General features: G+C 70.5%; 9 protein-coding genes and 1 pseudogene. 5 read left to right on the top strand and 5 right to left on the bottom strand.

The window, feature by feature from the left end:
* Both BN1056_RS12630 and BN1056_RS12625 read right to left on the bottom strand, forming a co-directional pair.
* Positions 1-322 (bottom strand): annotated as a pseudogene (locus tag BN1056_RS12630) (chloride channel protein); the annotation flags it as partial.
* A gap of 26 nt (positions 323-348) precedes the next feature.
* On the bottom strand, positions 349-2355 hold the full coding sequence (locus tag BN1056_RS12625; protein WP_210581726.1) for an alpha/beta hydrolase family protein: 2007 nt from the start codon (positions 2353-2355) through the stop codon (positions 349-351).
* Between the two features lie 228 nt (positions 2356-2583).
* Here BN1056_RS12625 and dxs point away from each other — a divergent pair, with 228 nt between their 5' ends.
* From dxs to pflA, 4 genes are all read left to right on the top strand, one after another.
* A complete protein-coding gene (gene dxs / locus BN1056_RS12620) occupies positions 2584-4605 on the top strand; it encodes a 1-deoxy-D-xylulose-5-phosphate synthase (protein WP_210581724.1) in 2022 nt (673 codons plus the stop codon).
* 447 nt (positions 4606-5052) lie between these two features.
* A complete protein-coding gene (pflB, locus tag BN1056_RS12615) occupies positions 5053-7173 on the top strand; it encodes a formate C-acetyltransferase (RefSeq protein ID WP_210581722.1) in 2121 nt (706 codons plus the stop codon).
* A gap of 73 nt (positions 7174-7246) precedes the next feature.
* Positions 7247-7492 carry an autonomous glycyl radical cofactor GrcA2 gene (grcA2, locus tag BN1056_RS12610; RefSeq protein ID WP_092535338.1) on the top strand — a complete coding sequence of 82 codons (246 nt, stop codon included), beginning with the start codon at positions 7247-7249 and terminating at the stop codon, positions 7490-7492.
* 23 nt (positions 7493-7515) lie between these two features.
* The gene (gene pflA / locus BN1056_RS12605; protein WP_210581720.1) at positions 7516-8394 is read left to right on the top strand and encodes a pyruvate formate-lyase-activating protein; all 879 of its coding nucleotides are present in this window, start codon (positions 7516-7518) and stop codon (positions 8392-8394) included.
* Positions 8395-8558: 164 nt separating this feature from the next.
* On the opposite strand, the gene BN1056_RS12600 is transcribed toward pflA, so the two are convergent.
* A complete protein-coding gene (locus BN1056_RS12600; RefSeq protein WP_210581718.1) occupies positions 8559-9848 on the bottom strand; it encodes an HRDC domain-containing protein in 1290 nt (429 codons plus the stop codon).
* Positions 9845-10399: a DUF3000 domain-containing protein gene (locus tag BN1056_RS12595; protein ID WP_210581976.1), complete on the bottom strand. Its 555-nt coding sequence runs from the start codon at positions 10397-10399 to the stop codon at positions 9845-9847. The genes BN1056_RS12600 and BN1056_RS12595 overlap by 4 nt, the downstream gene beginning before the upstream one ends.
* 233 nt (positions 10400-10632) lie before the next feature.
* On the opposite strand from BN1056_RS12595, the gene BN1056_RS12590 reads away from it, so the two are divergent.
* Complete coding sequence (locus BN1056_RS12590) at positions 10633-11760, top strand: lipid II:glycine glycyltransferase FemX (RefSeq protein WP_210581716.1); 1128 nt, start codon at positions 10633-10635, stop codon at positions 11758-11760.
* A gap of 28 nt (positions 11761-11788) precedes the next feature.
* Here the strand turns inward: BN1056_RS12590 and treY are convergent, their stop codons facing one another.
* Positions 11789-14323: a malto-oligosyltrehalose synthase gene (gene treY / locus BN1056_RS12585; protein WP_210581713.1), complete on the bottom strand. Its 2535-nt coding sequence runs from the start codon at positions 14321-14323 to the stop codon at positions 11789-11791.
* Between the last annotated feature and the right edge of the window lie 70 nt (positions 14324-14393).

The raw sequence follows: 14393 nt of genomic DNA, 5'->3' as shown, positions 1-14393 counted from the left end.
CCCCCGCCACGCCGTGGCCGGTGGCGGTGGCACCCAGCCGGCTCATCAGCACCCCGACCAACAGACCGGACAGCACCGGCGCCGCCAGCACGAACCCACGACCGAGGCCCGCGAGCACCCCGGTGGACGGCCCCAGAATCAGGGTGTAGTCGTCGGTACCGGTCAGGACCCGGGTCCACAGGTCGATGCCGGCCCGGAAGACGACGGCACCGGCCCCGGCCGTCAAACCGGTGAGTACCGCCAGAATGAAAAGTCCGGTGCGGTGGTAGCGCAGCAGATTCAGGGCGTGTTCCCGCAGCCGGCCGCCTGCATTTCTGGGCACGAGCGCAGTCACGGCCGGCGCGGTTGTCAGCGGTTCAGGTTGTCCACGTGCAGGGCGACCCGCTCCAGCACCGGGGAGGCCAGGCCCCACACCTGCGCGTAGAAGCTCAGCTCGTCCTGGTAGGCGCGGTGCACGTTGGCGGCAAGGCTGAAACCGTGCCCCTCGCCCTGGAAGACCTCAAGGGCGACCGGCAGCCCCTTGGCCTTGACCGCCTCGTACATGCCGGTGGCCTGAGCGGGCGGAATGATCGGGTCGGCGCTGCCCTGCAGCAGCAGTAGCGGGGCGTGAATGTCGTCGATGCGGTTGATCGGGGAGCGCTCGGCGTAGACCGGGTCATCCAGGTCGTCCGCGCCCACCAGCCTTTGAATGTAACGGGACTCGAACTTGTGAGTGGTGCGGGCCAACTGGGCCAGGTCGGCCACCCCGTACAGGGAGGTGCCGGCGCTGAACACGTCGGAGCGGACCAGCGCCGCCAGGGCGGTGAACCCGCCGGCGGAGGCGCCGCGCACCGCGATGCGGGCCGGGTCCACCTTGCCGGAGTCGGCCAGGAACTGGGCCCCCGAGACGACGTCGTCAACGTCGTACACGCCCCACTTGCCGTTCAACAGGCGCCGGTAGTCCGAGCCGTAGCCGGTAGAACCACGGTAGTTAACGGCCAGATAGGCGAAACCGCGGCTGGTCCAGAACTGGATGCGCAGGTCATACCCGGTGCGGTCCATGGCGGTGGGGCCGCCGTGCACGCCCACGATCAGCGGCGGCAGCTCGTCGTCGGGGCCGACGTAGGCGGAGGAGGCCGGGGCGTAGAAGAAGCCGTGCGCGGTGGCGCCGTCGGTGGTGGGCCAGGAGACGGGCTCGGCGAAGGAGATGCCGGCGTCGTGAGCGGAGAAGTCACCCGAGCCGCGCAGGACCTCCACTTCTCGGCCACGCACCTCCACGATGCTGGGCAGCTCGGTCTCGCTGCCGGCCAGCATGACGACGCGTCCCCCGGAGGAGGCGACGTTGCCCATCGGCTGCCAGCCGACGTTCCACTCCTCCAGCTCCCCGTTGGCCAGCTTGACCGTGCCCAGGTGCCACACGCCGTCGCGCGCCCAGGAGGCGATCAAATGCTCGCCGTCGAGCACGTCGAAGTGGTGCGGGCCCAGCACCCAGGCGGGGGAGGTGAAGGTCGCATCGATCGGGTGCAGCGGGCGGGTGCGCAGAGACTCGGTCCAGCCCTCGCGGTTGGTGCCGCGGCGCGGGAAGCCCTCGGTGCGGTACAGGTTCCAGAAGCCGGAGGCGTTGGACACGTGCACGAGTTCGCACTCCTCGGTCCAGCGCGGCTCGGACACGGAGTAGCCGGCGCCCCCGTCGACGACGGTCTGGGAGCCGATGGTGCCGTCCGGGAGCAGGTCCCCCACGTGCAGGGTGGCGTTGTCCCAGGGCATATCCGGGTGGTTCCAGGTGATCCAGGCCAGGTGCTCCCCGTCGGGTGACAGCGTGGGGGAGACCACGAAGTCGGTGCCGGACACGATCGTGGTGCATGCGGCGTCGTCGCGGGCGGCCGAGCCGTCCAGCGGAATGGCGACCAGCGTGTTGACCGGCTCGCCGTCGCCGCGGTGGTCCTCGCGCACCGCGTAGACCAGGCCGCGGGCGGTGTCGATCTCGAGGTCGCCGTGGCGCACGTCCCCGTAGATGGTCAGCGGCACCAGGCCGCGCAGCCGGTGGGCGACGTCGTAGCGGTACAGGCGCCCATCGCCGGCGTGGGAGACGACGATTATGCCGGAGTCGACGGCGTAGGCGCGCCCGCCGTACTCGTGCACACGAGTACGGGCGTCCACCAGCTCGTCGGCGGGCGTCAGCGGCAGTACCTCACCGATCTGTCCGTCGCCGTCCCGGTGCAGCAGGACCTGGCGGCCGGCCTGGGAGGCGCGCTGCTCCACCCAGTAGGTGTCCCCGCCATCCACGCGCACCTGCGACAGGGACAGGGTGCGGGTGGTGATGGTGCCGGGGGTGATCGGCGAGGGCCAGGTCCCGTACGGCGCTGTGGTACTCATCGTTCCTCCTGAAGGCGGTGGGTCGGCGCGGGCTGCCCGTCGGGCGGTGCGCGCGGTCCGGGGCCAACCCTACGTGTTCCGGGCCGCACGGTGCCCGCTTGTCGCGCTGAGCGGGCCGCGGGTCGCGGCGGCACGCCCGGCGCGTATGTGCATATGCTGAGACGCCGCGGCGGCAGCGGCTCCCCGCGTGCCGCCGCAACCCGACCGGCAATAGGAGGAGACGCGCCGATGAGTGAGAACCCTGCCACCCTCGGCGCGGCCGGTGCTGACGGCACAGACGGTGCTCCCGACGTCGCCGGCATCCCCTCGCCCCTGCCCGATACGCCACTGCTCAGCCGCATCCACCGCCCGGCCGACCTGCGCGGCCTGACCAGCGAGGAGCTCGAGGTGCTCGCGGCCGAGATCCGCCGCTACCTGGTGGCCACGGTGGCGCGCACCGGCGGGCACCTGGGCCCCAACCTCGGGGTCGTCGAGCTGACCCTGGCCCTGCACCGCACCTTCCGCTCTCCGCGCGACACCATCGTCTTCGACACCGGCCACCAGGCCTACGTGCACAAGCTGCTCACCGGTCGGCAGGACTTCAGTCGGCTGCGCGAACGCGGCGGCGTGTCCGGCTACCCCTCCCGGCAGGAGTCGATCCACGACGTCGTCGAGAACTCCCACGCCTCTACCGCCCTGTCCTGGGCGGACGGCATCGCCCGCGCCAACCACCTGCAGGGACGCGACCGGCACATCGTCGCCGTGATCGGTGACGGGGCGCTGACCGGTGGCATGGCCTGGGAGGCGCTGAACAATATCGCCGACTCCGCCGACAAGCACCTGGTGATCGTGGTCAACGACAACGGCCGCTCCTACGCGCCCACCATCGGCGGACTGGCGCACCACTTGGATGCGCTGCGCACCAACCCCGGTTACGAGCGCATGCTGTCCAGCGTCAAGCACACGCTGCTTTCACAGGGAGCTCCGGGGCGCGCCGCCTTCGATGCGCTACACGGCCTGAAGCGCGGCCTGAAGGACATCCTGGTGCCCTCGGCCTTCTTCGAGGACTTGGGCATCAAGTACACCGGGCCGGTCGACGGGCACGACGAGACCGCGGTGGAGTTCGCCCTGGCCCGGGCCCGGGACTACACCGAACCGGTGATCGTCCACGTCATCACCGAGAAGGGGCGCGGCTACACCCCCGCCGAGGAGGACGCCGCCGACCGCTTCCACGCCGTCGGCCGCATCCACCCGGAGACCGGGCTGCCGGTGGTGCCCTCCCGCTTCGGGTGGACCGCCGTCGTCGCCGAGGAGCTGCTGGCGCTGGCTCGCGCCGACAAGCGGATCGTGGGCATAACCGCCGCCATGCAGCAGCCGGTCGGCCTGCAGCCACTGGCCGACGCGCTGCCCGATCGGGTCATCGACGTCGGCATCGCCGAGCAGCACGCGCTCACCAGTGCAGCCGGCATGGCCTTCGCCGGCCTGCATCCGGTGGTCGCGCTGTACGCGACCTTCCTCAACCGGGCCTTCGACCAGGTGCTCATGGACGTGGGCCTGCACCGGGCCGGCGTCACCGTGCTGCTGGATCGGGCCGGCATCACCGGCACCGACGGCGCCAGCCACAATGGCATGTGGGACATGGCGCTGCTGGCGCACGTGCCCGGCCTGCATCTGGCCGCGCCCCGCGACGAGGCCACGCTGCGGCAGGCCCTGCGGGACGCGGTCGGCGTGGACGACGCGCCCACGGTGGTGCGCTATCCGAAGGGCTCCCTGCCCGCCCCGCTGCCGGCCGTGCGCACCGTGGGGGAGGGCGACGGACCCTTCGGCGCCGTGGATGTCCTGCTCGACACGGCGGGGGAGCGGCCGGTGCTGCTGGTCGGAGTGGGTGCCATGGCCGGGAACGCGCTCGACGCCGGGCGGAGCCTGACTGCGGAGGGGGTTGCCGTGCGGGTGGTGTGTCCGCGCTGGCCCGTGCCGGTGCCGGACGCGCTGGTCGAGCTCGCCCGCACCGCGAGCGGCACGCTGGTGGTGGAGGACGGGCTCGTGGAGGGCGGCGTGGGCTCGCAGCTGCGCGACGCCGTCGAGGACGCCTCCCTGTCGGATGGGGCCGTGGAGGTCCCCCGCGTGGCCCGCCTGGGTGTGCCGCGCCGTTTCCTGCCGACGGCCACGCGCGAGCAGTTGCTGGCGGACTTCGGCATGGACCGCGCGGGCATCTGTGCGGCGGTGCGTCGCCTCGTGGGTTCGGACGCCGCTGCGGACGGCAGGGACTGATCTCGGCCTCGGCCGGCGCCCCCAACGCTGATGTAGGACACCAGTCCCAGGCCGGGGGCGGGGATCGGCTCGGGGCGAGGCGTCGGCGTCGTCCGGTTGAACGAGCGGCACGCGACCGGAGGCGGCGCGCGTGGCGGACTGGCATGAGGGTATCTAGAGCAGATTGCCGAGGTGGGTGCGGATCGCCGCGATTATGCGGTTCTTGAGCGGAAGCGGGAAGTGGTGACCGGAGGAACAGGTTGCGCCGGCGCCTGGGACTAAAGTCCTAGGTTAGGTTGGGCTGGGTAGTGGCTGTGAGTCATCCCACCGGGCGGTTTTGAATCGGCATGACACAAAGCGGGACGTCTGGCCTAGTCTTAACTCGACGGCGCAACGATGTACCGCCACGCCTCACAAGGGCGCACACCATCGGGTGGCGCGAGCCACCCACCCTATAGGAGGGCACGGATGACAACCGAGGTCACAGCATCCGCCACTGCGGACGAGACCACCAGCCGCGACGCGTGGGAGGGCTTCACCAAGGGCCCGTGGACCGAGGATATTGACGTCCGGGACTTCATCCAGCGTAACTACACCCCGTACACGGGCGATGCGTCGTTCCTTGCCGGCGCCACCGACAAGACCCTGCGCCTGTGGGACACCCTGGAGAAGAACTACCTGTCTGAGGAGCGCAAGGTGCGCATCCTCGACGTCGACACGCACACCCCGTCCGACATCGACGCATTCCCTGCCGGCTACATCAGCGAGGACGACGACGTCATCGTCGGCCTGCAGACAGACTCCCCGCTCAAGCGCGCCATGATGCCCAACGGTGGCTGGCGCATGGTGGAGCAGGCGATCAAGGAGGCCGGCAAGGAGGTCGACCCCGAGGTCAAGAAGATCTTCACCCGCTACCGCAAGACCCACAATGACGCGGTCTTCGACATCTACACCCCGCGCATTCGCGCCGCCCGCAGCTCCCACATCATCACCGGCCTGCCCGACGCCTACGGCCGCGGCCGCATCATCGGCGACTACCGCCGCGTCGCCCTGTACGGCGTCGACCGCCTCATCGAGCTCAAGCAGCAGGCCAAGGACGCCGTCGCCGACAAGCCCTTCTCCGAGCACTGGGCCCGGTACCGCGAGGAGCACGCCGAGCAGATCAAGGCGCTGAAGAAGCTCAAGAACATGGCCGCCTCCTACGGCTTCGACATTTCCGGCCCCGCCAAGGACGCCCACGAGGCCGTGCAGTGGACCTACTTCGCCTACCTCGCCTCCGTGAAGTCCCAGGACGGCGCCGCCATGAGCATCGGCCGCCTGTCCGCCTTCCTCGACATCTACTTCGAGCGCGACCTGAAGAACGGCGTCATCGACGAGTCCCGCGCCCAGGAGCTCATCGACAACATCGTCATGAAGCTGCGCATCACCCGCTTCCTGCGCACCACCGACTACGACCAGATCTTCTCCGGCGACCCCTACTGGGCCACCTGGTCCGACGCCGGCTTCGGCGAGGACGGCCGCCCGCTGGTCACCAAGACCTCCTTCCGGCTGCTGCAGACCCTGCGCAACCTGGGCCCGGCCCCCGAGCCGAACATCACCATCTTCTGGAACGAGGATCTGCCCAAGGGCTACAAGGACTTCTGCGCCCTGATCTCCATCACCACCTCCGCCATCCAGTACGAGGCGGACGAGCAGATCCGTGAGCACTGGGGCGACGACGCCGCCATCGCCTGCTGTGTTTCCCCGATGCGGGTCGGCAAGCAGATGCAGTTCTTCGGTGCGCGCGTGAACGCCGCCAAGGCCCTGCTGTACGCCATCAACGGCGGCCGCGACGAGATGACCGGCAAGCAGGTCGTCACCGGCCTGCCCGGCATCGAGGGCGACGCCCCGCTCGACTTCGACGAGGTCTGGGACAAGTACGAGAAGATGCTCGACTGGGTGGTCGGCACCTACGTCGAGGCGCTGAACATCATTCACTACTGCCACGACCGCTACGCGTATGAGTCGATCGAGATGGCGCTGCACGACTCCGAGATCGTGCGCACCATGGGCTGCGGCATCGCCGGGCTGTCCATCGTCGCCGACTCGCTGAGCGCCATCAAGTACGCCAAGGTCACGCCGGTGCGCGACGAGACCGGGCTCGTGGTCGACTACGTCACCGAGGGCGACTTCCCGATCTACGGCAACGACGACGACCGCGCCGACGAGATCGCCGCGACGGTGGTCCACACCATCATGTCCAAGATCAAGGAACAGCCCCTCTACCGGGACGCCATCCCGACCCAGTCCGTGCTGACGATCACCTCCAACGTCGTCTACGGCAAGGCCACCGGCTCCTTCCCGTCCGGCCACAAGAAGGGCACCCCCTTCTCCCCGGGCGCCAACCCGGAGAACGGCATGGACACCCACGGCATGGTGGCCTCCATGCTGAGCGTGGGCAAGCTGGACTACAACGATGCCCTTGACGGCATCTCCCTGACCAACACCATCACGCCCCAGGGACTGGGCCGCACGCTCGACGAGCGCGTGTCCAACCTCGTGGGCATCCTCGACGCCGGTTTCGTCCCCGACGACTGCGCCGAGGTCTGATCCCGCCGCCCAAGCGGCGGGCCACCAGACCATCCGAATACACATTTCTCACCTCACCAGAAAGGGGCCTGCTATGGCCACGTATGAAGAGCGCCTGGAGTCCATGAAGGCGCAGCGCGATGACACCGGTGGCGTCAAGGGTCTGTACCACGCCAACATCAACGTGCTGGACCGCTCCACCCTTGAGGACGCCATGGAGCACCCGGAGAACTACCCGAACCTGACGGTGCGTGTCTCCGGCTACGCCGTCAACTTCGTGAAGCTGACCCGCGAGCAGCAGCTCGACGTGCTCAACCGCACCTTCCACGCCGGCGCCTGAACCGACACGGGTGAGGGACTCAGATGACTGAGACCATCACCCCGGAGCAGACCGGCGGCCGGGACCAGGACTTTCTGGCCCCGGCCGCCCGTCTGCGCGGGGCCGGAATCGGCGGGCTCGAGGAGCTGACCGACCTTCAGAGATCCGAGCGCCTCGCCCGCATGCGTGAGGGCACCCTGGGGTCCATCCACTCCTGGGAGCTGGTTACCGCCGTCGACGGGCCGGGTACCCGGATGACGATCTTCCTCAACGGTTGCCCGCTGCGCTGCTTGTACTGCCACAACCCGGACACCTTCCTCATGCGGGACGGCGAGCCGGTTGAAGCCGACGAGCTACTGCGCCGGATCGGGCGCTACCGGAATGTCTTCAAGGCCACCGGCGGCGGCATCACCCTGTCCGGTGGGGAGGTGCTCATGCAGCCGGCCTTCGCCGGACGCATCCTTGCCGGCGCGAAGGCCATGGGTATCCACACCTGCATCGACACCTCCGGCTACCTCGGCCAGCACGCCTCGGATGAGATGCTAGACAACATCGACCTGGTGCTGCTGGACGTCAAGAGCGGCGACGAGGAGACCTACAAGAAGGTCACCGGCCGCGAACTCGCCCCGACGATCGACTTCGGCGACCGTCTGGCCGCCAAGGGCATCGAGATCTGGGTGCGCTTCGTGCTGGTGCCGGGGTTGACGGACGACCCGCAGAACGTGGAGAACGTGGCCCGCATCGTGGAGCGTTGGCGGCCGGTGGTGTCCCGCGTCGAGGTGCTGCCATTCCACCAGATGGGCACCGACAAATGGGATGCGCTGAAGCTGGAGTACAAGCTCCGCGACACCCGCCCGCCCGAGCCTGAACTGGTGGAATCCACCCGCCAGATCTTCCGCGCGCACGGGTTCACGGTGCACTGATCTTCTGCGCGCGCTGCGCGAACCGCCCCGGCACGTAATGCGTGCCGGGGCGGTTCGGCTCTGCGCTGCCACTTCGACCGACCTCGGCACGTTACATCGACCGACCTCGGCATGTAACTTCGACCGACCTCGGTGAGGGGACGGAGGGGTGGTGCGGATGCGGATCAGTGCAGGGCGGTGGCAAGCGTCCGGGCCACCTGCTCGATCTGCCAGGGGCGCGCATCGAAGGATGCCAACAGGGCGGCCACGCCCGCCACGGACACGTCGACGCGCCGACCGGCGGCCTCGGCCTCGCCGATCTCCCACGCCAGATGCCGCTGCGCGTCCGTGGCCAGCAGTACCTCATGGGGGATCCGCAGCTGCTCGGCGCGTTCCCGCACGCCGCCGCGTACCTGCTCCAGTGCCGCCGCCGATTCGGGATGATGCCGCGGCCACGAGCGCGGCTGTGGCAGCTCTCCCGGGGCCAGTGGCGCATGCACGGGCGGCAGCTGATCCTCAGGCAGCGCCAGGGCGCGCTCCACGGCCCGCCACCACCGCTCCTGGTGCTGCCGCGCGGTGCGCGAGGAGAACTCCCGCAGGCCGGCCAGCCGACGCGCCGACGTCGGGCGTATCACCGCCGCCGCCACCAGGGCCCGGTGGGGCAGCACCTTCGACGGGGTCACGTCCAACTGCCGGGCCAGCTCCTCGCGCGCGATCCAAAGCTCACGCAGCACCGCCGCCGAGCGGGGCGAACGCAGCGCCGGGCCGGAGCGGGGGGTGCGCCGCCAGGGGTCGGGACGGGGCGGCCGGGCCGGATGGGCCAGTTCGTAGGCGAACTCCTCGGCCGCCCACTCGGCGCGCCCGGCCGCATGCAGTTCTTCAGCGAGTGCGTCGCGCAGGGGCAAAAGCAGCTCAACGTCGAGCGCCGCGTAAACCAGCCACGACTCCGGCAGTGGCCGCGTCGACCAGTCGGCGGCCGCATGGTCCTTGGCCAGACGCAGTCCCAGCGTCTCCTCGACGACGGCGCCCAGCCCCACGTGCTCGCGCCCCAGCAGGCGGGCCGCCAACTCGGTGTCGAACAGGCGCTCGGTGGACAGCCCCAGTGCCGTCAGGCAGGGCAAATCCTGGTCGGCGGCGTGCAGCACCCACTCCGGGCCGTCCAGGGCGGCGGCCAGGGCGGACAGCTCGCCGGCGCCCTGCGGGTCCACCAGCACGGTCCCGGCGCCCGCGCGGCGCAGCTGCACCAGGTAGGCGTCCTGACCGTAGCGGAAACCGGAGGCCCGCTCGGCGTCGACGGCGATCGGCCCGGTGCCGCCCGCCAGGGCGGCGGCCTGGCGGGCGAGTGCGGCAGGCGTGTCGGTCACGGCGGGCAGCCCCTCGGCGGGCCGCTGATAGGCGACGACGGCGTCGGCGGGGACCGGGCAGTCGGTTGTGCCCGGAACGGCGACCGGGCTGGGTGCGGCGGCGCCGGTCATCGCGTCGCTCCCGCCAGGCCCAACGGGACGGCGCTTTCCGGCTCGTGCCCCGCCGCCAAGTGAATCAGTTCGTACCAGGCCAGCAAATGCGGGCCGAGGTCGGGCGTGGTCGGAGTCCAGGAGGAGCGGATCTCCACCTGGGCGCTGGCGTCGGTGAGCTCCAGACCACCGAAGGTGTCGGACAGGACCCGGGTGACGGTGCCGACCAGGGCGTGGCGGCCGGCGCCGGCATGCTCAAGCGCGTCGGTCAGCCAGGACCAGGCGGCTGCGCCGAGCAGCGGGTCCGCGCCGATGGCCTCATCCACCCGTGCACGCACCATCACCACCAGCCGGAAATCGCCATCCCAAGCGGGCTGCGTCGCCGGGTCGTGCAGCACCACGAAGCGTCCAGAGGCCAGCGGCGTGCCCGCCTCCGTTTGAACCGTCTCCGCCGTGAGGGCGGCGGCGTAGGGGGCTAGCCGAGACGGCGCGGGCACCTCCTCCAGAATCAGGCCGCGCGGTCGGGCGACTTCGCGCAGTGACAGCAGAGCGGTGCGGAAACGCTCCGGCATCGAGGATGCGGCCGACTCTGGAGCCGACGCGCGGGGGATATCAGCCACCGCCCCAGGCTACCGGCGCGCGTGCGCCCACCGCGTCGCCACGCCGTGTCAGCCGCCGCCGTCGGACATGTCTCAGGCGCAAGCGCACCGCAGGCCCGTCTCCTGGTCTATCGTGAGACCGGCCAGGCGGGCGCAGCTCGCGGCGGCGACACCATCAGCCCCAAGACAGGACAGGAACCCCCTCCATGACCTTGCCCGAGAACGCCACCCCCCGCGCATCCGGCGGCACCATGCGGCGCATCGACTGGGAGACCTTCCGGCGTATCGCCGCCGACGCCGAGACCACGCTGCCCATCGAGCAGAGCGCCGCGTGGGACGCCTTCGACGCGGCCGTGGACGGACGCGAGCCCTGGGGACGACTGGTCTACTCCGCCGCCGACGGCACCCCCCGCGCCCTGATCTCGCTAACCCGTATGTCCGTGCGCGGCTTTCCCTACCTGTGGGCCCGACACGCCCCGGTGTGGCTGGGCGCGGAGCCGACCGCCGAGGAGGAGACCGAGCTGCGGGAGCTGCTGGTTCAGGGCGTGCGCTTCCACGACCCGGCCATTGTCTTCGTGCGTCTGCACTGCACCCACCCCGCCCCGGAGCTGCACGAACTGCTGCAGACCATGCCCCACGACCGCACCATCATCTTGAACCTGGACCGGGAGGACGACGAGGCCTTCCTGGCATCTTTCAAGTCGCGCGGGCGCCGGGACGTGCGCAAGGCGCTGCGCAACACCGAGCTGACCTTCCACGATGAGACGGACCGGGCCGAGGAGGTATTCGGGGAGTTGTACCAGATCCTCCTGGAGACCGGCGACCGTGACGGCTTCCACGCCGCCCCGGAGGACACCTACCGGACCATGCTGCGCACGCTCGGCCCCGACCACTGCCGACTGTACGTGGTGCGCCGGAACGGCGGGGAGGCGCTGGCCTGGAGCATCGACACCCTGTGGGGCGACGGCGCCGCGCACTACTATGCCGCTTCCACCGCCGAGGGGCGGCGCAGCCTGGCTGCCGACGCGCTCGTGTACAAGGCGGGCTGTTGGCTGCGCGAGCGCGGCGCGCGCACCTGGGACCTGATGGGGGTGGGGTCCGAGCGAACCCCCGAACTGAACGGCGTCGGCAGCTTCAAGGCCAAGTTCACCGCCGACGGTCCCGTGTCCGTGCCCGGACCGTGGGACCTGCTGGTGCGGCCGCGCGTATACGCCGGGCTGGTGAAGGCGCTGGAGCTCAAGCACCGTGCGGAGGCGGGCGTGGCCGCCGCGCGCAGCCGGATCGGTGCGCTGCGCGGCGGTGTCGGCGACGACTCGGACGCCCCAGCGCGGTAGTAGCCCGGCTGCGCGCCGCGGGCGGGCCTCAGGGCTGCTCGCGGCGCGGGCGGGCCAGGACCACCACCGACTCCCCGCCGACGACGTCGGCCAGGAGCCTGGTGCCGCCGGACACCGGTGCGCCGGTGAGAACATCGGTCCACTCGCCCTGCGGCAGCACAATGGTGTGGCCGCCCCAGCCGCCGAGTCGTTCGAGACGACGCCCCAGGCGTCGCACCACCACGACGACATCGGCCTGATCGTCCAACAGACGGGCGTAGGCGAAGGCGCAGGCGGTAGTCGTCGGCAGCGGCATGTAGCCGGAACGCTCGCCGACGAAGGTCTCGGGCCTTTCGGCGCGCAGCCGACACAGTCGGCTGGTCAGGCGCAGCTTGGCCTCATCCAGCGTCAGTTCGGCATGCGGCTCGGCCTGCTCCACCCGGTCGAGGGCGGCACGCAGACCACCGTCGGAGTCATAGTCGACCGGGCGGCGGTTGTCCGGGTCCACCAGTGAGGTGCGGGTGACCTCGCTGCCCTGGTAGACGTCTGCGACTCCGAGCCAGGTGAGCGTCATCGCCTTGTTCGCCAGGATGGTGTCCCGCACGGCACGAGACGTCAGCGCGGCGAACTCGTTCAGTTCCTCGGCCACGTCCGCACGCGCCAGCAGGGCGGTTGCGTAGTAGGCCAGTTGGCCCTCGCGCTCGGTGTCCGGTGCCGTCCACGTGGTCCACGACTTCTGCTCGCGGGCCGCCTTGATCAGGTAGGCCCCCAGCCGCTCGCCGGTGATGGGGTCTCCGGAGTCGGGGGCCCAGGTGCCCCACAGCGTCTGCCACAGCAGGTTCTCGGTGGCCCCATCCAGATCGGCGGGGCGTATACCCGCGGTCAGATCACGCAGCCGATGAACTACCTCGACCCACTCGGCGGCGTAGGAGGCGAGCACGTCGATGCGTGCGCGCACGTCCTCGCTGCGCTTGGTGTCATGGGTGGTGGACGTGACCATGGTGGCGGGCCAGCTGCGCTGGACGCGCCCGGCCCAGGCATGCGCCTCATCGGCGGGCAGGGCGAAACCGGCGGGGTCGCCGCCCACCTCGGTCAGGCTGGTCAGGTGCGTCCACCGGTAGAAGGTGGTGTCCTCCACGCCCTTGGCGGTGACCGCGCCGCACACCTGCTGGAAGCGGGTGATGATCTCCGCCCGCTCCGGTGAGTCCGAGGGCTCACCGGAGCCAACCTGCTCGCCCAGCAGTAGCGCCACCACCAGGTCGAGTGTGGGGAACTGGTCGGGAGTCAGGTGGGCGCGCGCTCGTGCGGCGGTGTCCTGCAACACGGCGGCCTGCTCCGCGTCGGCCTGCCGTCCCGGAAGCACATAGGCCCGGTAGCGGTCAGCGGCCACCAGCAGTTCCACCACGCAGGCGCGCAGGTCCCGGAAGGTGTGGTCGGACAGATACAGGTCCCGGGAGGTGATGGCATGCAGCAGGTCCACCAGCCGGTTCACTTCGGAGGCCAGGGAGCCGGCGATGATCTCCCGCTTGGCGTCGCCGGAAACGCGGGCGTAGTCGATCGGCACGTTACCGGTGAGTTCTCGCATCAGGGCGCCAAGCGTGCGGGCTCCTGCGGGATCGACCTGGAGCTGGTCGATGCGCCAGGCGGCGTCGTATCCGGTGGTGCCGGCGGCGCGCCAGGAGTCCGGCAGCAGTTCGTCGGGGGCGAGGATCTTCTCCGCCGCGACCCAGGCGCCGCCCGTGGCCTGGGCGAGCCGATCCAGGTAGCCCTCCGGGTCGGCCAGGCCGTCGGGGTGATCCACCCGCAGGGCGTCGATCGCCCCGGCGTCGACCAGCTCCAGGATGAGTGCGTGCGAGCCGGCGAAGACCTCCGGGTCCTCCACGCGCACGGCCGCCAGTGTGGCAATGTCGAAGAAGCGCCGGTAATTCAGCTCCTCGTCACCCACCCGCCAATAGGCGAGCCGATAGTGCTGGCGGCCCAGCAGCTCCGGCAAGGGCAGGGCGTGGGTGCCCGCGGCGAGCGGAAAGACGTGGTCGTAGTAGCGCAGCACCCACTGCTCGCCCCGCTCCGGCTCGGTGGGTATGACCATGCGCTCCACGGTGAACTCGCCGTCGGTCAGGGCCTGCCCGATGCGCTGACCGAGTACCGGCATCAGCAGCTTCTCGCCGCGGGGGGCATCGAACCAGGCGGCATACGGTGAGTCCGCTCCGTCGCGCAGCACGGACCACAGGGGCGGGTTGTGCCATACCGGGGTCGGCACCGACATGTGGTTGGGGACGATGTCCACCACCACGCCCATGCCGGCGGCTTGGGCCTCGCGGGCCAGCTTCTCCAGGCCCTCCCGACCGCCCATCACGGCGCTGATGTGGGTGTGGTCGACGACGTCGTAGCCGTGGGTCGAGCCCGGGCTGGCCGCCAGGACGGGGGAGAGGTACAGGTCGGTCACGCCCAGTCGGCGCAGGTAGGGCAGTTGGGCGCGCACGTCGTCGAAGGTCAGCGACTCTCCCAACTGCAGCCGGTAGGTGGTAACCGGGGTGCGCTTGGACGAATCGGGCAGGTGACGGGCGGCGTCGTCGGCATTCATGCGGGCTCTCCTGCCTGCTCGGTGACCACAGCTGTTGCCGGTGTCGCCGGTTCGGACGGTGCGGCGGGCG

The organism is Actinomyces succiniciruminis (genome assembly GCF_900002405.1).
In the GTDB taxonomy this organism is placed as follows: Bacteria; Actinomycetota; Actinomycetes; order Actinomycetales; family Actinomycetaceae; genus Actinomyces; species Actinomyces succiniciruminis.
The sequence above is the reverse complement of the archived record's forward strand: the minus strand, read 5'-3'. Positions and strand labels throughout refer to the sequence as shown.

Excerpts from the sequence above, each read along its gene's own strand:
- BN1056_RS12625 (WP_210581726.1), bottom strand. The coding sequence starts at position 2,355 with ATGAGTACCACAGCGCCGTACGGGACCTGGCCCTCGCCGATCACCCCC.
- pflA (WP_210581720.1), top strand. The coding sequence starts at position 7,516 with ATGACTGAGACCATCACCCCGGAGCAGACCGGCGGCCGGGACCAGGAC.
- BN1056_RS12600 (WP_210581718.1), bottom strand. The coding sequence starts at position 9,848 with ATGACCGGCGCCGCCGCACCCAGCCCGGTCGCCGTTCCGGGCACAACC.
- BN1056_RS12590 (WP_210581716.1), top strand. The coding sequence starts at position 10,633 with ATGACCTTGCCCGAGAACGCCACCCCCCGCGCATCCGGCGGCACCATG.
- dxs (WP_210581724.1), top strand. The coding sequence starts at position 2,584 with ATGAGTGAGAACCCTGCCACCCTCGGCGCGGCCGGTGCTGACGGCACA.
- pflB (WP_210581722.1), top strand. The coding sequence starts at position 5,053 with ATGACAACCGAGGTCACAGCATCCGCCACTGCGGACGAGACCACCAGC.
- BN1056_RS12595 (WP_210581976.1), bottom strand. The coding sequence starts at position 10,399 with ATGCCGGAGCGTTTCCGCACCGCTCTGCTGTCACTGCGCGAAGTCGCC.
- treY (WP_210581713.1), bottom strand. The coding sequence starts at position 14,323 with ATGAATGCCGACGACGCCGCCCGTCACCTGCCCGATTCGTCCAAGCGC.
- grcA2 (WP_092535338.1), top strand. The coding sequence starts at position 7,247 with ATGGCCACGTATGAAGAGCGCCTGGAGTCCATGAAGGCGCAGCGCGAT.